The sequence below is a fragment of the Streptomyces hokutonensis genome (assembly GCF_000376565.1).
Lineage (GTDB): Bacteria > Actinomycetota > Actinomycetes > Streptomycetales > Streptomycetaceae > Streptomyces > Streptomyces hokutonensis.
Map to the genome: position 1 here is coordinate 1 of NZ_BARG01000027.1, position 26027 is coordinate 26027.

Below are 26027 nucleotides of genomic sequence, written 5' to 3' on the forward strand. Positions count from 1 at the left end.
GGCTACCGCCGCGTGAGCGCGACCAGCCACATACGGCCCGCACCCCGCAGACAACAGATCCGGGCAGACGCTTACGCACCCCACCCCGCCTGCTGCCCCCCAACCCGCTCAGCAACAATCCGCTCCTGCCACCCACTGGCGCGATACGCCGCAATGGGGTCAGGGGCAAGCCCCTGCTCCTCCCGCAGCTCCGCCAGCAGAGGCCGTACATCCGTGTTGTACGCGTCCATCACCACGGCATTGGCCTCCAGCACATCCCCGGCCCGCTGCGCAGCAGCCAACGCGACGGGATCCACCAGCAACGCCTTCGCCGTCGCTTCCTGCACATTCATCACCGACCGAATGATCGCCGGAATCTTCGCCTCGATGTTGTGGCACTGATCGAGCATGAAGGCCACATCGGCGGTGAACCCCCCGCCCCGGATCACCTCGTACATGATCCGGAACAACTGGAAGGGATCCGCCGCCCCCACCATCAGATCGTCGTCCGCATAGAACCGCGAGTTGAAGTCGAAGGCCCCGAGCTTCCCCTCCCGGAGCAGCGTCGCGACGATGAACTCGATATTGGTGCCGGGAGCGTGATGCCCGGTGTCGACCACGACCTGTGCCTTGGGCCCGAGCTTCAGACAGTGCGCGTAAGCGGTCCCCCAGTCGGGAACATCGGTCGCATAGAACGCCGGCTCGAAGAACTTGTACTCCAGCAGCATCCGCTGCCCGTCCCCGAGCCGCGCGTACACCGCCGCGAGCGCCTCCGCCAACCGATCCTGGCGCGCGCTCAGATCGTCCTGCCCGGGATAGTTCGTCCCGTCCGCGAACCAGAGCTTCAGGTCGGCGGAGCCCGTCGCGTCCATGATGTCGACGCACTCCAGCAGATGGTCGAGCGCCTTGCGCCGCACCGCCGCGTCCGGATGGCAGACGCTGCCGAGCCGGTAGTCGTCGTCCTGGAAGGTGTTGGAGTTGATCGCGCCGAGCTTCAGCCCGTGGTCGTCGGCGAACTTGGCCAGCGCCCCGAAGTCGTCGACCCGGTCCCAGGGGATGTGCAGGGCCACCGTCGGCGCCACGCCCGTGAACTCGTGGACCTTGGCCGCGTCCTCCAGTTTCTCCTGCGGGGTCCGCGGGACACCCTCCTGGGCGAACACCTTGAACCGGGTCCCCGAGTTCCCGTACGCCCACGACGGCGTCTCGACTGCCTGGGTCCTGAGCGCGGCCTTCACCGCGGCGAGATCGGTCACTTGTGGGCTCCTGTGACATGCGACGAAACGATGTATGTATGAAACGATTCAGAGAGCGAAGTTATGAGCCTCCCGAAGGGGTGTCAAGCCCTACGGCGAAGCCTGTGCTCCGTGACTTCAATGTGACCTTTGGCTATCGAAAGTTTTTCGATGCGGACCCATTGACGTGACAAGGCTGGCACGCCTAACGTCCCGGCAACCAAGTTGAAACCTTTCACGACGTCGTGGCGGCTCACCGCCGACGTCGTCGAGGAGCCCCTCATGACCCACCCGTCAGACGCGGGTCCGGCCCCGGTGCTCGCGCTCAAGGGCATCTCCAAGTCCTTCGGCGCGGTACGCGCCCTGCGGGACGTGTCCCTCGAACTGTTCCCCGGTGAGGTGCACGCACTCGCCGGAGAGAACGGCGCGGGCAAGTCCACTCTCATCAAGACCCTCGCCGGTGTGCACCGGCCCGACGCCGGCCAGGTGCTGCTCGACGGCGAACCCGTCCTCTTCCACGGCCCCGGTGACGCCCGCGACGCAGGGATCGCCGTGATCTACCAGGAACCGACTCTCTTTCCCGACCTCTCGATCGCCGAGAACATCTTCATGGGCCGCCAGCCCCGCCGCGCGCTGGGCCGGATCGACCACAAGGCCACGCACGCGGCGACCGCCGAACTGATGAAGCGGCTGGGCGTGGAGCTGGACCCCGACCGCCCGGCGCGCGGCCTGTCCATCGCGGACCAGCAGATCGTGGAGATCGCCAAGGCGCTCTCCTTCGACGCCCGGGTCCTGATCATGGACGAGCCGACGGCCGCCCTCACCGGCAGCGAGGTGGCCCGCCTCTTCGGCGTCGTCCGTACTCTGCGCGAACAGGGTGCGGCCGTCCTGTTCATCTCGCACCGCCTGGAGGAGATCTTCCAGATCTGCCAGCAGGTCACCACCCTCCGCGACGGCGCCTGGATCTCCAGCGAGCCGGTCGAGGGAATGGCCGAGGACGATCTCGTACGCCGCATGGTGGGCCGCGATCTCGACGAGCTGTACCCCAAGCAGGATGTCGAACCCGGTGAAGTCGCCCTGCGTGTCAAGAGGTTGACCCGCGAGGGCGTCTTCACCGACGTCTCCTTCGACGTACGGCGCGGGGAGATCGTCGGTCTCGCCGGGCTCGTCGGCGCCGGCCGTACCGAAGTGGCGCGAGCCGTCTTCGGTATCGACCGGTGGGACGCCGGCGGTGTCGAGGTCGGCGGGAAGGCGCTGACGAACGGCGCCCCCTCCACCGCGATGGCCGCGGGCCTCGCCCTGGTCCCCGAGGACCGGCGCGCCCAGGGCCTGGTGATGGACATGTCGATCGAACGCAACATCGGTCTGACCGGCCTGCGTACGACCGTCAAGGCCGGTCTCGTCGACCGGGGCGCCGAGCGCAGCCGTTCCCTCGACTGGGCGGTGAAGCTGCACGTCAAGTACGCGCGGATCGCCGACACCGTCAACACGCTCTCCGGCGGCAACCAGCAGAAGGTCGTCCTCGCCAAGTGGCTCGCCACCGGCCCCAAGGTGCTGATCGTCGACGAGCCGACCCGTGGCATCGATGTCGGCACCAAGGCCGAAGTGCACCGGCTGCTCAGCGAGTTGGCAGCCGACGGGGTCGCCGTCCTGATGATCTCCTCCGATCTGCCCGAGATCCTCGGCATGGCCGACCGCGTGCTGGTGATGCACGAGGGCCGGCTCACCGCAGAGATCCCCCGTTCCGAAGCCACCGAGGAATCCGTGATGGCCGCAGCCACCGGGAGGGCCGCCGCATGAGCCCGGCCTTCATGACGATCGAGTCCTTCGGGAGGGCCGCCGTATGACGGTCACCGCGCCCAACCCCGCGCCCGCCGCCGAGGCCCCCGAGTCGAGCGGCACCCGGCTGGTCGACCGGGTCTTCAAGATGCGTGAACTCGCCATCCTGGTCGTCTTTTTGGTGATGATCGGCATCACCCAGGCGGGCAACAGCGAGTTCCTGTCCGAGCAGGGCATCAAGGACCTGCTGCTCAACGCGACCATCCTGGTCCTGGTCGCCACCGGCCAGTCGCTGGTGGTCATCACCCGCAACGTCGACCTGTCGGTCGGCTCGACCCTCGGCATCACCGCCTTCGCCACCGGCGACTACCTCCACAGCGGCGGCAACGCTGTCATCGCGATCCTGCTGGCAGTGCTCCTCGGTGTCGGACTGGGCCTGGTCAACGGGCTGTTGGTGAGTCTCGGACAGGTACCCGCCCTCGTCGTCACGCTCGGCACGCTCTACATCATCCGGGGCGTCGACTCCATCTGGGTCGGCTCGCGGCAGATCACGGCAGCCGATCTCCCGGGCGGATTCGTCGACTTCGGCTCCGGCGGCCTGTCGGCGGTGCCCTGGCTGGCGCTGATCGCGCTCGGCGTGCTGATCGTCACCGCCTACTACCTCAAACACTTCGGCAGCGGACGGGAGTTGTACGCCCTCGGCTCCAACCCCGAGGCCGCGAGGCTCGCCGGCATCCCCGTGCGCAAGCGGATCCTCGCCGCCTACACCTTCTGCGGCGGGCTCGCCGGGCTCGCCGGCGCGATGTACCTGGCCCGCTTCGGCAACGTCGACTCCGGCACCGGCACCGGCTACGAACTCACCGTCGTCAGCGCGGTGGTTGTCGGTGGTGTGGTCTTCACCGGCGGCTCCGGCAGCGTCTACGGCGCGGCCCTCGGCGCGCTCCTGCTGACCTCCATCAACAGTGTGCTGCCCGCCCTCGGCGTCAGCTCCGTCTGGGTGCTCGCCATCAACGGCATCCTGCTCATCCTCGCCATCGCCGTCGACCGGATCGTCGCCCTGCGTGTGGCCACCGCACTGAAGAAGAGGAACGCCCGCCATGCCTGAGTCGTTGACGCGCGCGATCCGCTGGGACACGGTCGTCGGCGCCCTCCTCGTCGTCCTGCTGCTGTTCTCCTTCACCTCCGTCGACGGCTTCGGCAACGCGCTGAACCTGTCGTTCCTGATCGGCAACACCCTTCCCATCGCCCTGATCGCGCTCCCGATGACCCTGTTGGTCGTCGCCGGCGAGATCGATCTGTCGGTCGCCTCAACGGCCGGTCTGTCCGGCGCGGTGATGGGCAAGCTGTGGAACGACGGCATGGCGATCGAGACGATCATCCCGATCTGCCTGCTGCTGGGCCTGGTCTGCGGTCTCGTCAACGGGCTGCTCGTCACCCGGCTCGGACTGCCGTCCCTCGCCGTCACGATCGGCACGCTGGCCGCGTACCGGGGTATCGCGCAGATCGTGCTCGGGTCCGACGCGGTGACCGACTTCCCCACGCAGTACCTGGACTTCGCGGCGGGACGGCTCGGCAACACGTTCCTTCCGCGGGCCTTCCTGCCCTTCCTGGTGCTGCTCGCCATCGCCGTCGTAGCTCTGCATGCCACGCCGTTCGGGAGGTCGTTGTTCGCGATCGGGGCGAACGAGGAGGCGGCGCGGTTTGCCGGGATCCGGGTCAAGCGGCAGAAGTTGATCCTGTTCACGGTGACCGGGCTGATGGCCTCGCTCACCGGGATCTTCTGGGCGCTGCACTACGCCAGTGCTCGCTACGACAACGCGACCGGGCTCGAACTGTCCGTAGTGGCCGCGGTGTTGCTCGGTGGGATCGACTTCGACGGCGGGAAGGGGACGTTGGGCGGGGCGATCGCGGGTGTCTTTCTGCTCGGGGCGTTGCAGAACGTGATGAGCCTTCTCAATGTTTCCGCGCAGTCGCAGATCGTCGTCACTGGTGTGTTGCTTGTCGTTTCGGTGCTCGGCCCTCGGGTCGCACGCCAGATTGCCATCGCGAGGGCCGCGGCCCGTTCCACTGGATAGGTCGTTGGCGTCTGCGGCCGGTCTGTGGCTGGTCGCGCTCGCGCGGCGGTAGCCGCAAATCAATACAGTCCCGCGCCCCTATCGGGGCGCTTCACTCACCCTCCTGACAAAGGAACCCCTGCCATGCGCAAAGCATCCCTCCGTCGTGCCTGTGCGGCCGTCGTCGCCGTCACTTCTCTCACCCTCGTCGCCACCGCCTGCGGCGGTACCACCAAGAAGGATGTGAAGGACGAGAACACCGGGTCGGCCGTCACCGGGGGCAAGGCGGACCCGAATGCGGCCCTCAAGAAGGGGCTCACCGTCGGGTTCCTGCCCAAGCAGGTCAACAACCCGTACTTCACCACGTCCGACAAGGGCGGCGAGAAGGCCCTCACCGAACTGGGCGAGAAGTACAAGGAGGTCGGCCCGAGCAGCGCCACCGACACGGCGGGACAGGTGAGTTACGTCAACACGCTCACCCAGCAGCAGGTGAACGCGATCGCCGTCTCCGCGCAGGACCCGGGCGCCCTCTGCACCGCGCTCAAGCAGGCGATGAGCAACAAGATCAAGGTCGTCACCTACGACTCCGACACCAACCCCGACTGCCGCAACGCCTTCGTCTCGCAGGCCAGCGCCGAGGACCTCGGCCGCACCCAGGTCCAGCTGCTCGCCCAGCAGATCGGCTACAAGGGCGAGATCGCGATCCTGTCGGCCGCGCAGACCGCGACGAACCAGAACACCTGGATCGGCTTCATGAAGGACGAGCTGAAGGACCCCAAGTACAAGAACATCAAGCTGGTCAAGGTCGCCTACGGCAACGACGACGCCCAGCAGTCCTTCCAGCAGACCCAGGGCCTCCTCCAGCAGTACCCGAACCTGAAGGGGATCATCTCCCCGACCACCGTCGGCATCAAGGCCGCCGCCCAGTACCTGTCCAGCTCCAAGTACAAGGGCAAGGTCAAGCTGACCGGCCTCGGCACCCCCAACGACATGCGCAAGTACGTCAAGAACGGCACCGTCGACGGCTTCGAGCTGTGGGACCCGGCGAAGCTCGGCGCCCTCGCCGCGCAGACGGCAGTGGCGCTGGTGTCGGGGCAGATCACCGGCAAGGAGGGCGAGACCTTCAAGGCCGGCGGGACCTCGTACACCATCGGCAAGGACGGCGTGATCAGCCTCGGCAAGCCGACCGTGTTCAACCTGAAGAACATCGACCAGTTCAACTTCTAGTCCCCGAAGTCCCTTTCGAACAAGGGGTGTTGATGCAGCGCGTGTGTTTCCTGCTCAAGGTCCGGGCGGACCGCCTCGACGAGTACCGCGAGCGGCACGCCGCCGTGTGGCCCGAGATGCTCGACGCACTCTCGGCCACCGGCTGGCGCAACTACTCGCTCTTCCTGCGCGAAGACGGCCTGCTGGTCGGCTACTTGGAGACCGAGGACTTCGCCGCCGCCCAGGCCGGCATGGAAGCCACCGACATCAACTCCCGCTGGCAGGCGGAGATGGCGCCGTTCTTCGAGTCCCTGGACGGCGCCCGTCCCGACGAAGCGATGAAACCCCTCACCGAGGTCTTCCACCTCGCGTGATCCCCCACAGGAGCCGCTCATGAGAAGACGCACCGTGCTCACCACCGCCATACTTGCGGCCGTGGCAACGCCGGGCATCGCACGGGCGGCCGACCCCGGCCCGTCCGTCACCAAGAAGAGCACCACCCAACTCGACGCCCAGGCCGTCTACTTCGTCTCCTACGACGGCCTGGTCAACAACAACTCGTTCCAGAAGAACGGCCTGTTGACCTACAAGGGCTACCAGTACGCGGCCTGGTACACATCCACCAAGTACGCCGTCGTCGCCCGCCGGGCCCTCGGCGCCAGCACCTGGTCGACCATCACCCTCTCCCATCAGCTCAAGAGCGACGACTCCCACAACGTCATCTCCATGGGCGTCTCCAAGGTCGACGGCCGCCTTCACCTCAACATGGACTCCCACAGCGACGGCTTCTTCTACGTCAAGTCGGTCGCCGGTCTCCTCGACAACCCGGCGTCCACCGCCTGGACTTCGGCCGTCCTGGGCGCCGTAGGGACCTCGCTGGACGGTGTGGCACTCACCTCGCAGTTCACCTACCCCCAGTTCATCGCCACCCCCGAGGGCAAGCTGCAGCTCAGCTACCGCGTCGGGATCTCCGGCAACGGCCGCAACGCCCTTGCGGAATACGACGGTTCGGCCTGGACCGCGCTGGGGGAGTGGAGCGCCTCGACCGGCACCTACACCAGCACGCACGGCTCCAGCACCGCCCGCAACATGTACCTCCACGGCATCGACTACGACGTCAACGGCCGGCTGCACTCCTTCTTCACCTGGCGCGAGCAGTCCGCCGCCGTGATGTGCAACAGCGGCGGCATCACCAACCACGACACCGGCTACGTCTACTCGACCGACCGGGGCCGCAGTTGGCGCAACGACGCCGGAACTGTCGTAGGGACGACAGGTAGTTCGGACACCGTCGCCGTCACGGACGCCGGACTCGTCGTCGACTCGCTGAACCCCGACCACTCCCTGATGAACCAGGAGAGCCAGACCACCGACTCCACCGGGCTCCCGCACGCGATCATCAGCTACGTCCCGGGGCGCTTCGGCCAGTGCACCACCAACTACGTCACCGACCGCACCGCGAACGGCCGCGCCTTCCACGTCCGCAAGAACTCCGCCGGGACCTGGCAGAAGACCGAGATCCCGATCGCGCTGAACTCCAGCCAGCGCACCAAGCTGGTCCTGGACAAGTACGACAACGCCTACGCGGTCCTGCCCTACGGCCGTATCGCCGGCGCCTCGAAGGCCTCCGGGTACTCCGACTGGGCGCTGCTGTACGACGCGAGCGACCTGAACGCGTTCGGCGAGGTGGTCATCGACGAGCTGCGGGTGAAGGCCGACAATGTGCTGTCGTTCATGTACCAGGAGAAGTCGAGCGGTACGACCCCCTCGGCACTCCACGTCGTCGACTTCGCCCTGCCCGCGTGAGCGGGGCGGCCGCCGGAGTCGGCAAAGGTCATGACGGTAATGTGAAGGCCTTCCCGCCGTCCCACGTCACCCTGGAGGTCTCCGCCTGATGGCCCAGCCGGTGGGTATCAAGGACGTCGCCCGAGCCGCCGGAGTCTCCGTCGGCACGGTCTCGAACGTCATCAACCGCCCGGACACCGTCGCCACGGAGACCCGGGCCCGGGTGCTGTCCGCGATCGACCGGCTCGGCTATGTGCGAAGCGAGTCGGCGCGTCAGCTGCGCGCGGGCCGGAGCCGGATCATGGGGCTGCTCGTCCTCGACATGGGCAACCCGTTCTTCGTGGACGTGGCCCGCGGCGCCGAGCGCGCCGCGCGCGAGTCCGGGCTCGGCGTGATGGTGTGCAACAGCGCGCAGAGCCCCGGCGAGGAGGCCGAGTACCTGTCGCTCTTCGCCGAACAGCGCGTGCGGGGCGTGCTGTTGACCCCGGCCGACGCGACCGGACGCAACATCGAGTCGTTCCGCCGGCACGGCATCCCCTTCGTGCTCGTCGACCGCGTGGCCGAGGGCACCACCGAGTGCTCGGTCTCCGTCGACGACGTCGCCGGCGGCGCGCTCGCCGTGCGGCACCTGATCGACGCCGGGCACCGCTCCATCGCGTACGTCAGCGGCCCACCCGGCTTCAACCAGGTGCGGGACCGCCGTACGGGTGCCAAGAACGCGCTCGCGGAGGCCGGTCTCGACCCCGGCACGCTGCGCGAGCTGCCCACCGACCGGCTCGACGTGGCCGCCGGGCGGGACGCCGGGGCCCGGCTGCTGGGCCTCGCCGACCGGCCCACCGCCGTCTTCTGCGCCAACGATCTGCTCGCCCTCGGCGTGCTCCAGGCCATGTTCGCGGCCGGGGTCGGCGTCCCGGACGACCTCGCGATCGTCGGTTACGACGACATCGAGTTCGCCGCCGCAGCCGCCGTACCGCTCACCTCGGTGCGGCAGCCCGCCGTGACCATGGGCGCCCTGGCCGCCGAGCTGCTCCTGGAGGAGACCGAGGCGGAGACAGCGGCCCGCCCGCACGAGCACCGGCGGGTCGTGCTCCAGCCGGAACTGGTGGTGCGCCGCTCCAGCCTCGCCGCCCGCTGATCGGCCGGTCAGTAGGATTTCATGATCCAGGGGGTCGGATATCGGACGCACATGTGCTGGACTGTGACGCGGCCCGTCATTCGTCCGTACCAGGAGTCGCGTTGTCCGTCAGCTACCGCCAGCCCGGCGTCGTCCTCACCGACCGACGCTTCACCGTGCCCCTCGACCACGACGACCCCACGGGCGAGACCATCGAGCTCTACGCCCGTGAGGTCGTCGCGAGCGACAAGGCGGACCGGGAGGACCTGCCGTGGCTGCTCTATCTGCAGGGCGGACCCGGATTCGGGGCGAATCGTTTCGTCGGCAGGCAGGCCTGGCTCAGCCGCGCGCTCGACGAGTACCGCGTGCTCCTCCTCGACCAGCGCGGCACCGGCCACTCCACCCCGCTCAACCGCCAGACGCTCCCGCTGCGCGGCGGCCCCGCCGAGCAGGCCGAGCACCTCACGCACTTCCGCGCCGACTCGATCGTCCGGGACTGCGAGACCATCCGCCCGGCCCTCACCGGCGGCGCCCCCTGGACCGTCCTCGGCCAGAGCTTCGGCGGCTTCTGCACGGTGAACTACCTCTCCACCGCCCCCGAAGGCCTGCGCACGGCCCTCCTCACCGGCGGCCTGCCCTCCCTCGACGCGCACGCCGACGACGTCTACCGGGCGGCCTACCCGCGCATCGAGCGCAAGGTCGCCGCCCACTACGACCGCTACCCGCAGGACGTGGAGCGCGCCCGCCGCATCGCCGAGTACCTGCTGCGCCACGAGCCGGTCCTCCCGAACGGCTACCGGCTCACCGCCGAGGCCTTCCAGTCCCTCGGCATCATGCTCGGCGGCAGCGAGGGCAGCCACCGCCTGCACTTCCTCCTCGAGAACGCCTTCGTCCGCACCCCGCAGGGCTTCGAGCTCTCCGACGCGTTCCAGGAAGAGGTCCAGAACTCCCTGTCGTACGCCGGACACCCCCTCTACGCCCTCGTCCACGAGGCGTGCTACGCCCAGGACGCCCGCCCCACCGCCTGGTCGGCCGAGCGCGTGCGCACCGAGTTCCCGCAGTTCGACGCCGCCAAGACCCTCGCGGGCGACGGCCCCCTCCTCTTCACCGGCGAGACGATCCACCCGTGGATGTTCGACTGCGACCCCGCGCTGCGCCCGCTCCGCGAGACCGCCGAACTCCTCGCCGCCCGCACCGACTGGCGGCCGCTCTACGACCCGGCGCGCCTCGCCGCCAACGAGGTCCCGGTCGCCGCGGCCGTCTACCACGACGACATGTACGTCGACGCGACTCACTCGCTCCAGACCGCCCGCTCCATCCGAGGTCTGCGCACCTGGGTGACCGACGAGTTCGAGCACGACGGCGTACGGGCCGGCGGTACACGGGTCCTGGACCGGCTGCTGGCCCTCACGCGCGACGAGGTCTGAGTCCGCCGGCGGAGGCGGGCCCGGCGAGGAGATGTGACTCGGTAATTTCCGACATAAGGTTCATTTCGATGAATACCAAGTCACTCCGCCGGGCCCGCCCGGCCGCCCTGGTCCTCGCCGTCGTCGCGGCGAGCACGGTCGCGCTGGTCTCCTGCGGCGACGACAACAACAGCTCCAGCAGCAGCTCGGGAACCCCGACCCCGGACAAGGCCTCCTTCTCCGGCATGACACCGTCGGCCCTGAAGTCGGCCGCCTCCTCGGCGGTCGCGTCGGCCCAGGCCCGGGCCTCCGCGGCGGCGTCCTCCGCCTCGGCCGCTGCGTCCTCCTTCGAGGCCTCCGTGTCGGCCGAGGTGGCCCGCGCGGCCAAGGACGCCCAGAACGAACTCAAGAACGTCTCTGGCCAGGGCAACGCCATGTCAGAGGTCGCCATGACCGGCAAACCGCGCGCCCAGACCGGCGGGCTCCTCGCCGTCCTTGTCACCATCACCAACAAGACCGACAAGAAGGCGAACTACGCCGTCCAGGTCGACTTCCTCGACTCCTCGGGGAAGGTGGTGGAGACGCGCTACGTCGGCGCCGAGAACCTCGCCCCCGGCGCGAAGGCCCAGCCGGTCGCCATCAGCACCAAGCCGCCGGAGCCGGTGCTGACCCCCAAGTTGGCGAAGGCGCAACGCTATTGAGCACGCCCTTTGACAACAGGCGGCTCAGCGCTCGGAGTTGAGCTCCGCCACCGCTCCGCCCGCGTCCCCGATGGTCGCGTAGTCCACGGCGACGAAGTTCACCGGCCGACCGCGTTCCCGCTCACAGCGGTGGACGCGGTCGAGCACGAATGGGCGGGCGTTGACCTCGCCCGCGTCCAGCCGGCTGCCGCCGTCGATGGTGATGAAGTGGTTGAGCAGGAACAGGCGTTTGTCGCTGCCACCGCGATGCGGTACGCAACTCATCGCGTCCGGCGTGCGGAACGCGAACGGCGTCTCCATGCCGTAGTCGTAGAAGTTGCGGTACCAGGGCGCCGGACCGTCGGCCTGCTCGGCGAAGACGACGAGTCGGCGCCCGCTGTCGATCAGGTCGCCCAGGGTCGGCCACGGCTTCGCGGGATCGGGGTCGGGGGTGTGGACGAGATCGCTCAACCCGGCCTGTGCGAAGGCCTGTTGGGTGTCCTCGCTGCTGATCGCGTCCTGCACGATCAGGGTGATCACCTCGGTCGGATGGGCGCGCATCCAGTCGCCGATCTCGCGCAGCGCGGGTACCAGGGCGATGGCGCCGGCCCGGCACACCGAGTGGCACAGCCACAGGCCCTCGCGCGGCGGGTTGACCTTGTTGACGGCAGCGGCGACGAACTTCCGCTGTTCCGGGGTGAAGTCGGACTCGGCGAGCCGCGCGGCGATCTCGTCCGGGTGCTCCCACTTGTAGGTGTCGATCTGCAGGGCGCGCACCCCGTCGTCCAACTGGGCGGTGATTCCCGGGTCTTGGAGCGGGCCGATGAACCGGTCGACGGTGGTCGACATCGCGTTGTGCGAGGTGAGGTAGGCGACCTCGTCGTAGGACCGGTCGCACAGGTCGGCGCTGCCCTCGCAGGTGCGGGACGCGGTGGGCGTGACGGCGTACGGGATCAGCAGGACGCCGGCGACGGCGGCGCCGCCCGTGGCGAGGGCCAGCCAGCGGAGGCGGGGGAGGGCGGGGACGTGGGGCCGGACCTGGAGGGCCCAGCCCACGCCGGTCAGGAGGGCACCGGCCAGGACGGGGACCAGGGCGGTCGTCAGGGCGGTGGCCGTGAGCCGGTCCAGGGCGGTGCGCTGGACGTCGTCGACCAGCCGGGCCAGGCTCGGCGGCCAGGAACCCGGCGGATCGATCACCTGCCCGCCGCTGACCAGCCGGAAGACAACGGCGACCAGCCCGGCCAGCACTCCACCGGCCGCGAGCGACCAGCCCACGGGGAGGAGCCGGCGGCCTGGGGGCGTCGAACCGCCGCCGATCCACAGCACCGCGAGCGCGGCGACCAGGAGTGCGGAGGCGAGGGCCTCCGTGAGGCCGAGGCCGACCGCCGTGTAGGTGCGGGCGCGGTGGAGCGGGGCCAGGTCGAGGGTGTCCGTGAAGTTCCAGGTGCCGCCACCCACGCTCGCCCGCAGTTGGGCAGCGGCCGTACGCGTGTGCTCCGACACGGCGGCGGGGGCCACGGTGGCGAGCGCGGTCGCGACATCGCCGTCCCGCAGCGCGGCCTCGACCGCCGGACGCAGGGCGTCCCGGTCGGCGGCGGGCAGTCCGCTCACCAGCGTCCGGGCCGCCTGTTCCGCCTGTGCCTCGGTCAGCGGGAGGGCGGGCAGCCCGTTCGGGATGTGCCCCGCGGTCACGGCTCCCAGCGCGGTGGACAGGTCGGCCGAGAAGCGCTCGAAGTCGGGCTCGGTCCGGTTCTGGACCGAGGCGACGAGATCGCCGAAGTAGATCTGCGCGAGGTCGTTGAGGTTGGCCAGCACCGGCCGCAGATCGACCTTGAGGACCAGCGAGTCGCGTTCGCCTCCCAGATAGCCCACCACGGCATTGATCTGCTGCTGGGTGAGATCGCGGACCGTCTCCGGCGGCAGCACCAGCTTGAGGTTGGAGGTGACCTGCGCCTCCGGCACGGGCAGCCGGGCCAGCAGCCCCCGGGTGACCGTCGCCGTCCGCGGATCGACCAGCACCTGGCTGTAGAGCCGGTCGTAGGCCTTCTCCTCGTCCAGTGCGGACCGGTAGAAGCCGGGTGAGACCACGGTGGAGCGGGCCGTGGCCGCGAGGGTGAGGACCGCCGTCGCGAGGACGGCCAGGACCAGGGCCGCGACACGCGGCAGTCTGCGGGACGCGATGCCGACCGGGTCCATGATTCCCCATCGTCGTCCTGCCCCACTCGCCCCGCAAACGGACATGGGGCGCAGAAAAATGGCATGCCCGTGGCGGGGGTGGACGTGTTGGGTGGACGGTATGAACGACACGGAACTCCTGGCGGACCGCTTCGAGGAACACCGGGGCCGGCTGCGCGCGGTGGCCTACCGCATGCTCGGCTCGCTGCCTGAGGCGGAGGACGCCGTCCAGGAGACCTGGCTGAAGCTGAGCCGCACCGACGCGGACGAGATCAGGAACCTCGGTGGCTGGCTCACCACGGTCGTCGGCCGGGTCTGCCTCGATCTGCTGCGCGCCCGCACCGCGCGCCGCGAGGACCCCATCGACGAGACCTTCGTCCCGGACCCGCTGCTCAGACCGCTGACGGACCTGGACCCCGAGGAGGAGGTGCTCCAGGCCGACTCGGTAGGCCTCGCCCTTCTCGTCGTCCTGGAGACCCTGGAGCCCGCCGAACGGCTCGCGTTCGTCCTGCACGACCTGTTCGCGGTGCCCTTCGACGACATCGCCCCGATCGTGGAACGCAGCTCCGCCGCGACCCGCCAACTGGCCAGCAGGGCCCGCCGCCGGGTCCAGGGCGCGAGCCCGTCGACCGCCCCGGACCTGGGCCGGCAGCGCGAGGTCGTCGAGGCGTTCCTCGCCGCAGCGCGCGAGGGCGACTTCGACGCCCTCGTCGCACTCCTGCACCCGGACGTGGCGCTGCGCGCCGACTCCGGTGCCCTGGTGCGGGGCGCGGCGGCCTCCAAGGCGCTGCGCGGAGCGCGCGCGATCGCCGAACAGGCCCTGATGTTCGCCCCGTTCGCCCGCCTCGCCCAACTCGCCCTGGTCAACGGCTCGGTGGGTGTCGTCAACGCCCCCGAAGGACAGCTCGTCTCCGTCATGGGCGTCACGATCGCCGACGGCCGGATCACCGAGATGTACATCCTGTCCGACCCGGACCGGCTGGCCCGCCTCGATGTGAACGGGTCAGTACGCTGAACGGCATGGAAGATCACATAGTGGACCGGGCCGAGCTGCGCGGTGACTGCGAGCGGTGTTTCGGGCTGTGCTGTGTCGCGCTGCCCTTCGCCGCGGCGACGGACTTCGCGATCGACAAGGCCGCGGGGACACCGTGCCCGAACCTTCAGGGTGATCACCGGTGCGGCATCCACGCGAAGCTCCGGCAGTCCGGCTTCACCGGCTGCACGGTCTACGACTGCTTCGGCGCCGGGCAGAAGGTCTCGCAGCTCACCTTCGCCGGCCGGGACTGGCGTACGGTCCCGCAGGCGGAGTCCCGTCGGATGTTCGACGTTTTCCCCGTCGTACGGCAGCTGCAGGAACTGCTCTGGTACCTCACCGAGGCGCTCACCCTGCCGGCCGCGGCGCCGGTCCACCCCGCGCTGCGCGAGGCGCTGCGCGTGACCGACGCGCTCACGTGCGGCACGCCAGAAGAGCTCGGCGCGCTCGATGTGGCCGCCCACCGGCAGGAGGTCAACGTGCTGCTGCTGCGGACCAGTGAGCTGATGCGGGCCGGGGCGAAGGGCAAGAAGAAGGACCGGCGCGGTGCCGATCTCATGGGCGCCAGGCTCAAGGGCGCCGATCTCAGCCGGGCCAACCTGCGCGGTGCCTACCTCATCGCCGCCGATCTCACCGGTGCCGACCTGCGCGGCGCGGATCTGATCGGTGCCGACCTGCGGGACGCCGATCTCACGGACGCCGATCTGACCGGCGCGTTCTTCCTCACCCAGCCCCAGGTCAACGCGGCCCGGGGGAGCGCGGGCACCCGGCTGCCGGGGTCAGTCGTCCGCCCGGTGCACTGGGCAGCGGGGCTCTGAGGTGGGGTCGTCCGGGACCGCGACTGGAGCTGTCATCGGCCCGGACGGCGTGTGTGGGTCCAGGTGGAGCCGTAGACCCTCCGCGCGGCCCGGGGGAGCGCGGGCACCCGGCTGCCGGGGTCAGTCGTCCGCCCGGTGCACTGGGCAGCGGGCCTCTGAGGTGCCGTCGTCCGGGACGGCGACCGGTGTGGTCACCGGCGCGGACGGCGTACGCCGGTCCAGGTGGAGCCGTAGGCCCTCGGGCATCAGCGTCAGGCGCTCGGCCACGCGCAGTTGGTAGGTGGGGTCGGGGCGCAGTTCGTAGCGGCGCAGCAGCAGGCCCAGGACGAGCGTCGCCTCGTGCAGCGCGAACTGGCGGCCGATGCATGCCCGCGCCCCGGTCCCGAACGGCTTGAAGGTGTGCGGGGCGCGGGAGCGGACGGCCTTGGCGTCGAAGCGGTCCGGGTCGAACTCCTCGGCGTCCGCGCCCCACACCTCGGGGTCGCGGTGCAGCATCGGCGTCAGGATCAGCGCCCAGGCGCCCCGCCGCACCGGGTGGTCCCCGGCGAGCTCGGTGTCGCGGGTGGCCTCGCGGGCGTAGGCGGGCGCCGTCGGCCACAGCCGCAGCGACTCGTCGAGCACCCGGCGGACGTAGCGCAGCTTGGCGACCTGCTCGTAGCCCGGCACCTCGACGTCGCCCCAGACCTGGTCGATCTCGGCGCGGGCGCGGGCCGCGACCTCGGGGTGGCGGGCGAGGTAGTGCAGCGCGAAGGACAGGGAACCCGAGGTCGTCTCATGGCCGGCGACCAGGAAGGTGATGACCTGGCGGCGGACGTTCTCGGCGGAGAGCCGCTCGCCGGTCTCCGGGTGGGTCGTCTCCAGCATCCGGTCGAGCAGGTCGCCGTCACCGCCGCTCGTCGTGCGGCGGGTGCGCACCATGTCGTCGACCGTGCGGTTGAGGTAGGCGATGTCGGCCTCGTTGCGCCGGGTCGCGGTGCGCAGGAGCAGCGGGGCCAGCGGCGCGGGCACGGAGTTGAGGCGCTGCGCGTAGCTGAGGGTGCCCACCATCGATGTGACGAAGGGGTGCGGGCGGTCGCGCTCGAAGGAGCCGAAGTCATGGCCGAAGCCGGTGCGCGCGATCGTCTCCAGGGTCAGCTTGGTCATGTCGCCGGGCACGTCCACCGACCGTCCGGCGGCCAGCTCGCGGTCCCAGTGGTCCGTCAGGCGTTCCGCCACGGCCAGCATCATCGGGTGGTAGCCCGCCATCGCCTCGCGGCTGAAGCCGGGGGCCAGGACGTCGTGCGCCAGCTGCCAGTTGGGCTCGTGGTTGTACGCCGTGAACAGCCCGTCCCCGGCGACCGGCCGCAGATTGGCGATGCCGAGGCCGACGTGCTTGGCGAACCGCGACTCGTCCGCCATGTCGGCCACCAGGTCGGCGCCCCACACGAACACGAACTCCTTGCCGAAGGCCTTCCGGCGGAAGATCGGGCCCAACTGGCGGGCGTAGCGCAGCGAATCCTGGAGCGGGGTGCGCCGGTCGGCGCCGATGACGTCACCGAGGAACGGGAGCCGGCGCGGGGGATGCGGGATGCGGTCGAGCTGCGGCCAGCCCTGCTCGGCGCCCCGGAATCCCTTCGGCAGTGCGGTCGGCGTCACCGTCGTCGTCTCCGCCATGACGCGATCTCCCTTGATCCACTCGCGGGTTCAGCCTGTTGTACGTGGGTTCAATAGCGTGTTCCAGTGTGATCCCGCTGTTGAACCGACGTCAAGTAAAGTGCGGGAATGGCCGCCAATCAGGGAGAGCGCACACGCCGCCGGCTCAGCACCGGTGAGCGTCGGGAGCAACTCCTCACGGTGGGCGCGCGGTTGTTCTCGGAGAGCCCCTACGACGAGGTGTGGATCGAGCAGGTCGCCGAGATCGCCGGGGTCTCCCGAGGGCTGCTCTACCACTACTTTCCGACCAAGCGGGACTTCTTCGCGGCCGTCGTCGAGCGCGAGAGCGAGCGGATGCTCCGGATGACGGCGGCCGTACCGGGCGTACCGGCCCGCGAACAGCTCGCCGCCGCTCTCGACACCTACCTCGAGTACGTGCACGCCCACGCGCACGGCTACCGCGCCTTCCACCGCGCCGACGCGGCCGGGGACCAGACCGTACGGCGGGTCTACCAGCGGGCGTTGGCGGCGCAGGAGCGGCAGATCCTGGCCGCGCTCGCCGCCGATCCCGAGTTCGGTCCTGCCGTGGAGGAGCGGCCCGACACGAAACTCGCGGTGCGCGGGTGGCTGGCCTTCACGACCGCCGTCTGTCTGGAGTGGCTGCGGGGACCGGAGTTGAGCCGCGAGCAGGTGCGCGATCTGTGCGCGCGGGCCCTGTTGGGCGTTCTCTCGCCCTGAAGAGCTGTCCTGGAATTTACGTGGCTTTACGTGGCGTGGTTGGCGCGCGCCCCGATCTTCGATAGGTTAGGCAAGGCTTACCTAAGGAGGTTCAGGGATGGGTGACAGCCAGACGTGGACGGCCGTGCCTGCCGCGGCCGAGCGGGCCCGCTCGGTGCTCGCCGCCGCATGGTCCTGCGCGGTGACCGCGGAGGGCGGTCGCGAGGAGTTCGTCGGCGCGCACAGCGTGGACGACGACGGCCGGGTACTCCTTCAAGTGCCCGAGGACAGTGCCCTGTTGGCCGCCGCGATCTGCGCACCGCGCGGCGAGCCGTCCGCGGTCCTCGAGTTCGCGGATGTCGCGCCCGTCCCCGTGCGCAACCGTATCCGGGCCCGGGTGTGGCTCGCCGGCTGGTTCGTCCCCGAGGACGGGCAACTGGTGTTCAGCCCCACGCGTGTGGTGCTGCGTCCGGCGACCGGCGCGGTGGTCATCGACCTCGACGAGTTCGCCGCCGCCGAACCCGACCCACTGGCCCTCGCCGAGGCCCAGCTGCTGACCCACCTCGCCGACTGCCACTCCGACGCGGTCGAGCGGCTCACCCGACTCGTCGAGCCCGACAGCCTGCACGGCGCGGTCCGCGTCCAGCCCCTCGCCGTCGACCGGCACGGACTGACCCTGCGCATCGAGCGCGCCCGCGCCCACGGCGACGTACGACTGCCGTTTCACGCGCCCGCCGACACGGTCGCCGACCTCACCGAACGGATGCATGTGCTGCTCACCCGGGCCAGCGCCGCGTCCTGCCCGCGTCCCCTACAGCGGCAGCGCACAGACGGCGACCGGTGACGCGAACGGCGCGCCCGCGAGCCGCAGTTGACCGGTCGCGCCGTCCACGAGGAACACACTCACCGTGCTCGACCTCTGGTTCGCCGTGAACAGCAGTGTCCCGTCCGGCGAGAAGGCGATCTGCCGGGGGAAGTCACCGCTCACCGGCACGGTGTCGAGCAGCCGGAGCCGGGCGCCGTCCGCCTCGACGGCGTACCGCGCCAGGGTGTTGTCGCCCCGGTTGGCGAGATAGGCGTACGAACCGTTCGGCGTCACCAGGATCTGCGCCGGGTAGTTGGTCGTGTCGCCCGTGCTCCCGCTGGACTGCGGGTCACCGATCGACAGGGCGCCCGTGGCCGGGTCGTAGGTGCAGACCGCGACGGTGTCGTCGACCTCGTTGGCCAGGTAGGCGTACCGGCCGCCGGGGTGGAACGTGAGGTGGCGCGGGCCCGCACCCGCGCGCGTGTGCGCCTGCGAGACCTCGGTGAGCGTGCCCTTCGTGGTGTCCAGGCGGTAGGTGTAGACCGTGTCGGTGCCCAGGTCGACGGCGAGGACATGGCCGCCGTCGGGGCTGGTGACGAACTGGTGGGCGTGCGGGCCGTCCTGCCCCGGGCCCGGCTGCGGACTGGAGTGCTTGACCAGAGCGGTGCGTTCGCCGAGCGCGCCCGACGTACCGATGGGGTGCACGGCCACACTGCCGGACGTGTAGTTGGCGCTGAGCAGCCAGCGCCCGGTGGGATGCACCGACAGATGACACGGGCCCGCGCCCCCGGTGCTCCGCGAGCCGAGCACCTTGCGGTCCGCCAGGCGTACGGCGGTCACCGCGCCGGACGTCTGCTCGTCGACCGCGTACAGCGTGCGGCCGTCGGGGTGCACGGCGAGGTACGACGGGTCGGCGACTCCGGTGAGCGTTCCGGCGCCCGTGATCTGCCCGGTCGCCGGGTCGTAGGTGGCCAGGCCGATGCCCGTGCCGCCGCCGTCGACCGAGGTGTAGGTGCCGAGGTAGAGGGGGCGGGGGCCGGCGGCCTTGCCGGTGCGGCGGGCGCTGGGGGCCGGTGCCGGGGTCGCCACGGGAGTGGACTCGGGGCCGGCCGGGGCCGAGGCCGGTGCGGGAACCGCGACCACGGCCGCGGTTCCGCCCAGGGCACCCAGGAAACGGCGTCGACTCCAACCGCCCTGTGCCGCGTCCGCACCACTGCTCATGCCCACACCCTCAGGTCGTCGCTCACCTCGGTCGTCACAGCAACCTTGGCGTGGACGGCCCGTCGAGCGCAAGACCGGCAACGCGCGTTGCGGAGGGTGCAATGGGTGTGTGGTCTACCAGTCGCCGTCCTCCACCGGCTTGCCCTTGGCGTCCTTGAGGGGCTGCACCTGGCCGGGCGTGGGCTGCTGCCAGGGTTCGTGGTCGTCGCCGAGCCAGTCGCCCACCGGTTTCACTGCCTCCAGGGTGTCGGTGGGGGCGAGGTCCTCGGCGTCCTGGTCGTAGTAGTCGAACCAGGGGAGCCCCGCCCGGGTGTACGCGGCCCGGTCCACCGGCGACGGCGGCGGCTCCTCGCCGGTGATACGGCGCCACTCCGGAGGTGTCACGAGGTGCACGAAGACCCGCCCGGCGGGCTCCTTCGCCCAGGCCGTCAGCGGGCGGTCGTCCTCGTAGACCTCCTGGCGCATCGAACCGCCGACACCGAGACCCATCCGAGGTGAGGCGCCCGGAGCGCTGCGCATGGGGGCGGCCGATGCGGCCATCGGCATGGGAGGCGCGCCGTAACCCCCGACCGGCATGGTGATCGCGCGCGCCCGCTCGGACCGGCGCCGCTCGTCCTCGCGCCACTTGGTCAACTCCCGCTCGGTGAGCGGGAAGGACTGGAGCTGGACGCCGCCCCACACCTCCTCGCCCGTCACCTGTCCCTCGACGGTCGCGCCCAGGCCGAGCGGGACCGCCACGAACTGACGGACCGTGCCCTTGCCGGAGTTGATGCCGTCGAGCCAGGGCTGGCGTGGAAGGACGACGTAGTTCTGCGGGTCGCGGGAGAGCCGGTCGCTCCACGGCTTCCCGGAGACCGCGCACACCTTGCCCACCCCGACCTGGAGGGCGGCGGGCTCGGCCGTGCCCGCGAAGCTCAGCCACATCGCCTCACGCAGATACACCGGCAGCATCACGCCGCCCCGCGCGCGCCACTCCGCAGGCACCGTGTCCGGGAAGTCCGCGACCCGCCGGACCGGGAACTCGCCGAGCCCCGGCGGCAGCGGATGCGTCCCCGTCTCGGGCAGGCGCAGGGTGCGGATGAACCGCACCGCCACCCCACCGGGCAGCCGCAAGGTGTTCCCGTCGATCCGTACGGTGCTGTCGGTCATGCGTCCGCCCCCGTCGCCGTGCTGCCGGAGGCGGTCCGCCCCCAGGTGACTCCGTCACCTAGAACGTTCGGCGCCCGTGCCCCGGTTCCTGCGCAGCCGCTCCGGCACGCCGACCCGTTCCCGCAGCCAGATCAGCCACGGCAGGCGTGTGCGCTGCTCACCGGCGCACCGGTCGAGTTCCTCCAGCAGCCGGCGCGAGCGGTGTTCGGTGTCCAGTTCGTCCAGCATGCGGTTGACCTCGGTCAGCATGGCGCCCAGCAGCTGCCACTGGGCCGCGTCGCGCTGGACCTCCTCCAGGAGCAGTTGCGCCAGCTTGTCGCGGGTCGCGGCGGCCGTGTGCAGCTCGGCGGTGAGTCGCGACTCCGCCGACTCGGCGCTCACACTCACATCGGTGGTCACCAGCACCGCGAAACTGACCACGGCGTCCCCGATCTCGGACAGCAGCTGTTCTACGGCGGCGCCCGTCGGCGGTGCGAACAGCGGCTCGGGGTCGCGCTGTTTCGCCAGGTCGGTGAAGGTGCGCGCGAGGACGCGGAGCACGACCGTGCAGATCTCCAGGGTGTCCAGACCGGTCCGCAGCACGACCCGGTGCAGCAGCCCCTCCCGTACGCGCGGATTGAGCCGCAGGCTGTCCTCGGCCTGCCGGAGGGCCGCGTCGACCTCGACGATGTCGTGGTCGAGCCGGCGGGCCTCGTGCAGCCGCGCGGTGGCGTGGTCGACGGGGGTGCGGCCCGCCGCCTCCTCGCCCATGCGCCGCATCAGCCGCCGCAGCCGGCGGGCCAGGCCCTCGATGGACTCGCCGGCCTCGTCCACCCACACCGGGGGAGCCAGCAGCAGATTGCAGGCGAACCCCACGACCGCGCCGATCAGGGTCTCCACCACCCGCGCCCAGGCCGTGTTCCCGACCGTGGTGACCCCGAGGACCAGCATCGCGCTGATCGCCACCTCGGGCACGTACTCATCAACTTTGACCAGCCGCCCGACGACCAGCGAGGCCACGATCAGCAGCGCCAGGCTCCACCAGGTCAGCCCGACGAGCAGACTGAACGCGATGGCGACGAGCACGCCCGCGACCACGGCGTTGACCCGGCGGATGCCGTTGGTGAGGGTGGCGTAGAGCGTGACCTGGACGACGAGGAGCGCGGTCAGGGGAGCGGTCAGCGGCGCGGGCTCCGGGCTCAGACGCAGGGCGACGACATAGGCGATCGTCGCGGCGGTCGCCGACCGCAGCGTCTGGACGAGCACCGGGTCCCGGTGCCGCCCCACGAACCGCACCAGTGGCGCGGTCCACTCCCGGACATCTCGCATCCTTGGCCTATTCCCTCCTCGCGGATGCGCTGAACGTACCCATTGCGGACCGTATCTGTCCGCATGGCCTCCTAGATTGTCCTCACCGGACGGGACGAAGGGGAGGCCGACAGTCATGACGAACACCCAGGGCATCGAGGTACTGACCCGCTCGCACGACTACCTGCGCGAGGTGATCGCCGCCGTGCCCGGGAGCGCCTGGTCGGCACCCACGCCGTGCACCGAGTGGACGGTACGCCAGGTCCTCAACCACGCGCGCATCGACCAGCAGGCCTACGGCCTCGCCCTCACCGGCGACCGGCCCGGCTCCGACCCCTTCCACCCCGCCGACGCACTGGACGGAGACCCGGTCGCCGAACTCGACAAGGTGCTCCGCGCGGTGGCCGAGGGTTATGCCCAACTGCCCGCCGACGCCGACCAGGTGCCGACCCCGCTCGGCCCGATGCCCCTCCCGTTCGCCGCGGCGACGGCCGCCATGGACGCGGCCGTGCACGCCTGGGACATCGCGGTGGCCACCGGCCAGAACCGGCCACTGACGCCGGACCTGGCGGAAGGAATCTGGCCGGCCGCGGACCGGCTCGTCGACCAACTCCGGGATGCCTACCGGGTGTTCGCACCCGCCCGCGAGGTGATGGCCGACTACGACCGGGCCGAGTCACTGCTCGCCTTCCTCGGCCGCGACCCGCACTGGACGCCTGCCGCGTCCTGACCCGGATTCACTTGGCCACGGCCGCCCGACTGCGCGACCGATAGCCCGCGATCTTCGCGAGGTTGCCGCAGCGGTCCATCGAGCACCAACGGCGGCGGCGGGCCTGGGAGTCGTCCAGGAACAGCAGCGAACACTCCGGGTTCTCGCACTCCTTGACCCGCTCCAGCAGCGGACCGCCGACCAGCAGGACGCCGTCCCGGGCGACGGTCGCCAGCGCCGCGCGCGCCGGATGCGCCGACTTCCAGCGCCGCTCGCCCAGTTGGGGTGCGAGATCCGGGCGCGCGGCGGCCTCGTTGACCCGCTCGACATCGGCTGCCGCCGGTTTCCGCCCGGCCATCGCGTCCCGTAGGACCCGGTAGAGCGCCTCGCGGAGGGTGCGCGCGTCGGTCAGCTCCCGGGCCGTGACCCGCACCGGTTCGGTGTCCGTCGACAGTTCCGCCTCCGTGATCCAGGCGGCCAGGGCGGCCGGATCGGGGAGCCGTTCGACGGGAGTGGCGTGCCGTTTGCCGAGCGTCGCCACGAAGTTCAGGCACGGGCGTCCGCCGATGAACGGGAAGACGGGCGGGGTGGTCATGACAGCGAGCGTACCTCGCGCACACCGGTTCATGCGGTGTGCGCGAGGAACGCAGGCATGCCTTGACACCAGTTCGTCCGGTGTCGCATGGTGACACCAGTTCAAGTGGTGTCGGCCGGGTTCGGTGGCCGCGACAGGGAGTGGGTGGCGGTATGCGTGCGGTACGGATCGACGAGTTCGGCGGGCCCGAGGTGCTGGTGCCGGTCGAGGTGCCCGACCCGGTCGCGGGTCCGGGGCAGGTACTGGTGCGGGTCGCCGCGGCGGGCGTGAATCGCGCGGACGCCCTGATCAGGTCCGGCAACTACCACCGGGCCGGGCGCCCGCCGCTGATCCCGGGCGTGGAAGGCGCCGGTACCGTCGCCGCGGTGGGGGAGGGCGTCACCGGATTCTCGGTCGGCCAGCGGGTCGTGGCCCTCGACGGTGTGAACTCACCTGGTTTCTATGCCGAGTTGGCGGCCGTGCCCGAGACCCAGGTGACCGCCCTGCCCGACGGGATCGAGCTCACGCACGCCGCCGCGCTGCCCGTCGCCTGGCTGTCGGCCTGGTACTGCCTGCGCCATCTCGCCCGGGTCACCAAGGAGGACACGGTGGTCGTGAAGGCCGCCGCGAGCGGGGTCGGCAGCGCGGCCGTACAGATCGCGGCCGAGACCGGAGCCCGGGTCGTCGCACTCGCCGGATCACCCGAAAAGGCCGCCTGGGCAGGGGAGTTCGGCGCCCATGCGACCATCGACACCTCGGCACACCCGGAGGACGCCGAGGTCGACGAGGTGCTGCGACTGACCGACGGGCGCGGCGCGGACGTCGTCCTCGACACCGTCGGCGGCCGGGCCTTCGGCCGCAGCCTGCGCGAGATCGGACACGGCGGCCGGGTCGTCGCCCTCGCCAATGTCGCCCTGGAGGCCGGCACCGTCGACACCCGCGACTTCTACCCGAAGAACGCGTCGATCCTCGGCTTCCAGCTCACCAACCTCCAGGTCCACGGCGGCTACGACCCCCGCCCCGACCTGCGTGAACTGGCCGAGCGGGTCGCCGCCGGCACCTACCGCGTGCCGATCGAGACCGTCATACCCCTGGCGGAGGCGCGTGCCGCCCACGAGCGGCTGGAGCGCCGCGACAACCGGGGCAAGATCGTCATCGCGGTACCGGGGGAGTGACGCCGGACGTGCAACTCGGGGACTGACGTCAGACGTACAGCTTGTCGAGGAACGCGGTCAGATTGCCCACCGTCCGCTCGATCTGCTGCTCCACGGTCAGGCTCTCCTCGATGCGGATGCCCGACTCGGGGATCTTCCTGCCGCGCACATAGAGGGAACAGGCGAGGTCGGTGCACATGTACAGGCCGACCGAGTTGCCCTCACGGCCGGCCGGGCCCGCCTTGCGCGCGGTCATCAGGGAGACCCCGCCGCCCGGGTGGGTCGTCACGCACAGCGAACACATGCTCCGGTGCAGAAAGCCGCGCTGCGCGGACGGGAACCGAAGGGTGACCCCGACCGGCCCGTCCGCCTGCTCGGCAACCAGATAACTGCGGTCCGGCGCCCCCGGATCCCGCCAGCCCAGGAAGTCCAGGTCGTCCCAGGGGCGGCTGTCGAGATCGCGGGGGACCGCCAGCCGCTTCGCCTCGCCCTTCGAGCAGTTGACAAATGAGTTGCGGATGTCGTGCTCGGTGAGTGATCTCATGGGGGAGTCTCCTGGGGCGGTGTCCGAAACCTAGAGGGTCTAGGTTTTGGTCCAGGGTAGTGAGGTGAGCGGTGGGGGAGCCAATGGATTTCGGGGATGTCGGGGCACGCCAGACGCGGGCGCTGCGCCATGTCGCGGCCAGGTCGTCGGGCCCGGCCGTCGACCCGCGACTGCGTATCACCCTCAACTTCCACCCCGACCGCATGGCGGCAGGACGACCGATCCTCGACGCGCTGGCCCAGGACGGCACGTACCACTCGCAGTTCGTGACCGGCACCAGCAACGGCGGCCTCACCGCCCACCCCGGCGGCGACCGCTGGCGCTGGGAGAGCCGGATCTTCGCCGGGGCCTACGACGGGGCGCCCGCCGCCGAGCGACCGGTGTACGGCGCGCTGAACTTCCGGCGCCAACTGGTCGGCGCAGCACCGAGGTTCGGCTCCTCGCACCTCCGGCTGAACGGCGCGGCCCTCGCCCGGGCCACCTTCTGCTACCCCGACAGCGCCGCCGAACCGACCGACTTCGGCGTCGCCGCCGGCATGTCGCTGATCGCGCTCGCCGAGGCCGACGAGCAGGACGCCCTCAACGACTACATCGAGGCACAGGTGCACGGCGGAGTCGATCTCGCCCGGGACGCCGAGGCCCTTGTCCTGGACGCCAGTTACCGAGGAACCCCCGTCGAGACCGCCGCCCGCCGCCTGCCCTGCCCGGTCGAATGGCACCCCGGATACCGGCTCACCGTGGGCGAGTTGAGGCGGCACGCGGACTACCGAGGGCAGGAGTACGCCGAACTCGGCGCCCGTATCGCAGAGAAGGGCGTGCTCGACCCCCGGATCATCGGCGACGCGGCCCGCACCGGACGCCATGAACTCCAGGACCTGAAGATGGTCTGGCACACCCTGGCCCGCTTCGGGGCGCCGGCGGGAGCGGGGACGGCGGTGGACGGCCGCGGTCGGCCGGTGGCGTGGACGGGCTGA

At 70.6% G+C, this 26027-nt stretch carries 24 protein-coding genes; 16 read left to right on the forward strand and 8 right to left on the reverse strand.

Annotation, left to right across the window (positions count from 1 at the left end; all coding sequences use genetic code 11):
- Window positions 1-71: 71 nt before the first annotated feature.
- Complete coding sequence (gene rhaI, locus SSP08S_RS15160; RefSeq protein WP_019068465.1) at window positions 72-1232, reverse strand: L-rhamnose isomerase; 1161 nt, start codon at window positions 1230-1232, stop codon at window positions 72-74.
- A gap of 261 nt (window positions 1233-1493) precedes the next feature.
- Between rhaI and SSP08S_RS15165 the strand changes: the two genes are divergently transcribed.
- The 9 genes from SSP08S_RS15165 to SSP08S_RS15205 all read left to right on the forward strand — a co-directional run bounded on the left by SSP08S_RS15165 (window position 1494) and on the right by SSP08S_RS15205 (window position 11256).
- Window positions 1494-3011, forward strand: a complete 1518-nt coding sequence (locus tag SSP08S_RS15165; RefSeq protein WP_019068466.1) for a sugar ABC transporter ATP-binding protein — start codon at window positions 1494-1496, stop codon at window positions 3009-3011.
- A 43-nt stretch (window positions 3012-3054) separates the two neighbouring features.
- Window positions 3055-4095, forward strand: a complete 1041-nt coding sequence (locus tag SSP08S_RS15170) for an ABC transporter permease (RefSeq protein WP_019068467.1) — start codon at window positions 3055-3057, stop codon at window positions 4093-4095.
- Entirely contained in the window at window positions 4088-5065 is a 978-nt protein-coding gene (locus tag SSP08S_RS15175) for an ABC transporter permease (RefSeq protein WP_019068468.1), read from the forward strand. Before SSP08S_RS15170 ends, SSP08S_RS15175 begins: the two co-directional genes overlap by 8 nt.
- 123 nt (window positions 5066-5188) lie before the next feature.
- Window positions 5189-6271, forward strand: a complete 1083-nt coding sequence (gene rhaS, locus SSP08S_RS15180; protein ID WP_019068469.1) for a rhamnose ABC transporter substrate-binding protein — start codon at window positions 5189-5191, stop codon at window positions 6269-6271.
- A gap of 32 nt (window positions 6272-6303) precedes the next feature.
- Window positions 6304-6624, forward strand: coding sequence for an L-rhamnose mutarotase (locus SSP08S_RS15185; RefSeq protein WP_026178507.1), 321 nt, complete (start codon window positions 6304-6306; stop codon window positions 6622-6624).
- Between the two features lie 19 nt (window positions 6625-6643).
- The gene (locus SSP08S_RS15190; RefSeq protein WP_019068471.1) at window positions 6644-8056 is read left to right on the forward strand and encodes a BNR repeat-containing protein; all 1413 of its coding nucleotides are present in this window, start codon (window positions 6644-6646) and stop codon (window positions 8054-8056) included.
- A gap of 88 nt (window positions 8057-8144) precedes the next feature.
- A complete protein-coding gene (locus SSP08S_RS15195) occupies window positions 8145-9170 on the forward strand; it encodes a LacI family DNA-binding transcriptional regulator (RefSeq protein WP_019068472.1) in 1026 nt (341 codons plus the stop codon).
- Between the two features lie 101 nt (window positions 9171-9271).
- Window positions 9272-10576, forward strand: a complete 1305-nt coding sequence (locus SSP08S_RS15200; RefSeq protein ID WP_019068473.1) for an alpha/beta fold hydrolase — start codon at window positions 9272-9274, stop codon at window positions 10574-10576.
- Between the two features lie 68 nt (window positions 10577-10644).
- Window positions 10645-11256, forward strand: a complete 612-nt coding sequence (locus SSP08S_RS15205; RefSeq protein ID WP_019068474.1) for an FxLYD domain-containing protein — start codon at window positions 10645-10647, stop codon at window positions 11254-11256.
- 24 nt (window positions 11257-11280) lie between these two features.
- Here the strand turns inward: SSP08S_RS15205 and SSP08S_RS15210 are convergent, their stop codons facing one another.
- Window positions 11281-13431, reverse strand: coding sequence for a PI-PLC domain-containing protein (locus tag SSP08S_RS15210; RefSeq protein WP_019068475.1), 2151 nt, complete (start codon window positions 13429-13431; stop codon window positions 11281-11283).
- Window positions 13432-13531: 100 nt separating this feature from the next.
- Here SSP08S_RS15210 and sigJ point away from each other — a divergent pair, with 100 nt between their 5' ends.
- Window positions 13532-14425 (forward strand): RNA polymerase sigma factor SigJ, encoded by an 894-nt coding sequence (gene sigJ / locus SSP08S_RS15215; RefSeq protein WP_019068476.1) that lies wholly within the window; start codon window positions 13532-13534, stop codon window positions 14423-14425.
- A gap of 5 nt (window positions 14426-14430) precedes the next feature.
- Window positions 14431-15261 (forward strand): pentapeptide repeat-containing protein, encoded by an 831-nt coding sequence (locus SSP08S_RS15220; protein WP_026178508.1) that lies wholly within the window; start codon window positions 14431-14433, stop codon window positions 15259-15261.
- Between the two features lie 120 nt (window positions 15262-15381).
- Here the strand turns inward: SSP08S_RS15220 and SSP08S_RS15225 are convergent, their stop codons facing one another.
- Window positions 15382-16914, reverse strand: coding sequence for a cytochrome P450 (locus tag SSP08S_RS15225; protein ID WP_019068478.1), 1533 nt, complete (start codon window positions 16912-16914; stop codon window positions 15382-15384).
- 108 nt (window positions 16915-17022) lie between these two features.
- Here SSP08S_RS15225 and SSP08S_RS15230 point away from each other — a divergent pair, with 108 nt between their 5' ends.
- Window positions 17023-17631 (forward strand): TetR/AcrR family transcriptional regulator, encoded by a 609-nt coding sequence (locus SSP08S_RS15230; protein WP_019068479.1) that lies wholly within the window; start codon window positions 17023-17025, stop codon window positions 17629-17631.
- Between the two features lie 97 nt (window positions 17632-17728).
- Window positions 17729-18454: a DUF2470 domain-containing protein gene (locus SSP08S_RS15235; RefSeq protein ID WP_019068480.1), complete on the forward strand. Its 726-nt coding sequence runs from the start codon at window positions 17729-17731 to the stop codon at window positions 18452-18454.
- Here the strand turns inward: SSP08S_RS15235 and SSP08S_RS15240 are convergent.
- From SSP08S_RS15240 to SSP08S_RS15250, 3 genes are all read right to left on the reverse strand, one after another.
- Entirely contained in the window at window positions 18422-19636 is a 1215-nt protein-coding gene (locus SSP08S_RS15240) for a lactonase family protein (protein WP_026178509.1), read from the reverse strand. The two genes, SSP08S_RS15235 and SSP08S_RS15240, sit on opposite strands and share 33 nt — an antisense overlap.
- A 114-nt stretch (window positions 19637-19750) precedes the next feature.
- The gene (locus SSP08S_RS15245; protein ID WP_019068482.1) at window positions 19751-20785 is read right to left on the reverse strand and encodes a hypothetical protein; all 1035 of its coding nucleotides are present in this window, start codon (window positions 20783-20785) and stop codon (window positions 19751-19753) included.
- Between the two features lie 54 nt (window positions 20786-20839).
- On the reverse strand, window positions 20840-22093 hold the full coding sequence (locus SSP08S_RS15250) for an FUSC family protein (RefSeq protein WP_019068483.1): 1254 nt from the start codon (window positions 22091-22093) through the stop codon (window positions 20840-20842).
- A 115-nt stretch (window positions 22094-22208) separates the two neighbouring features.
- On the opposite strand from SSP08S_RS15250, the gene SSP08S_RS15255 reads away from it, so the two are divergent.
- Window positions 22209-22802, forward strand: coding sequence for a TIGR03086 family metal-binding protein (locus SSP08S_RS15255; RefSeq protein ID WP_019068484.1), 594 nt, complete (start codon window positions 22209-22211; stop codon window positions 22800-22802).
- Between the two features lie 7 nt (window positions 22803-22809).
- Here the strand turns inward: SSP08S_RS15255 and SSP08S_RS15260 are convergent, their stop codons facing one another.
- A complete protein-coding gene (locus SSP08S_RS15260) occupies window positions 22810-23376 on the reverse strand; it encodes a CGNR zinc finger domain-containing protein (protein WP_019068485.1) in 567 nt (188 codons plus the stop codon).
- Window positions 23377-23528: 152 nt separating this feature from the next.
- Here SSP08S_RS15260 and SSP08S_RS15265 point away from each other — a divergent pair, with 152 nt between their 5' ends.
- On the forward strand, window positions 23529-24530 hold the full coding sequence (locus SSP08S_RS15265) for a quinone oxidoreductase family protein (protein ID WP_019068486.1): 1002 nt from the start codon (window positions 23529-23531) through the stop codon (window positions 24528-24530).
- Between the two features lie 28 nt (window positions 24531-24558).
- Here SSP08S_RS15265 and SSP08S_RS15270 read toward each other — a convergent pair whose 3' ends face one another.
- Window positions 24559-25053, reverse strand: coding sequence for an FBP domain-containing protein (locus SSP08S_RS15270; protein ID WP_019068487.1), 495 nt, complete (start codon window positions 25051-25053; stop codon window positions 24559-24561).
- 83 nt (window positions 25054-25136) lie between these two features.
- Between SSP08S_RS15270 and SSP08S_RS15275 the strand changes: the two genes are divergently transcribed.
- Window positions 25137-26027 carry a DUF3626 domain-containing protein gene (locus SSP08S_RS15275; protein WP_019068488.1) on the forward strand — a complete coding sequence of 297 codons (891 nt, stop codon included), beginning with the start codon at window positions 25137-25139 and terminating at the stop codon, window positions 26025-26027.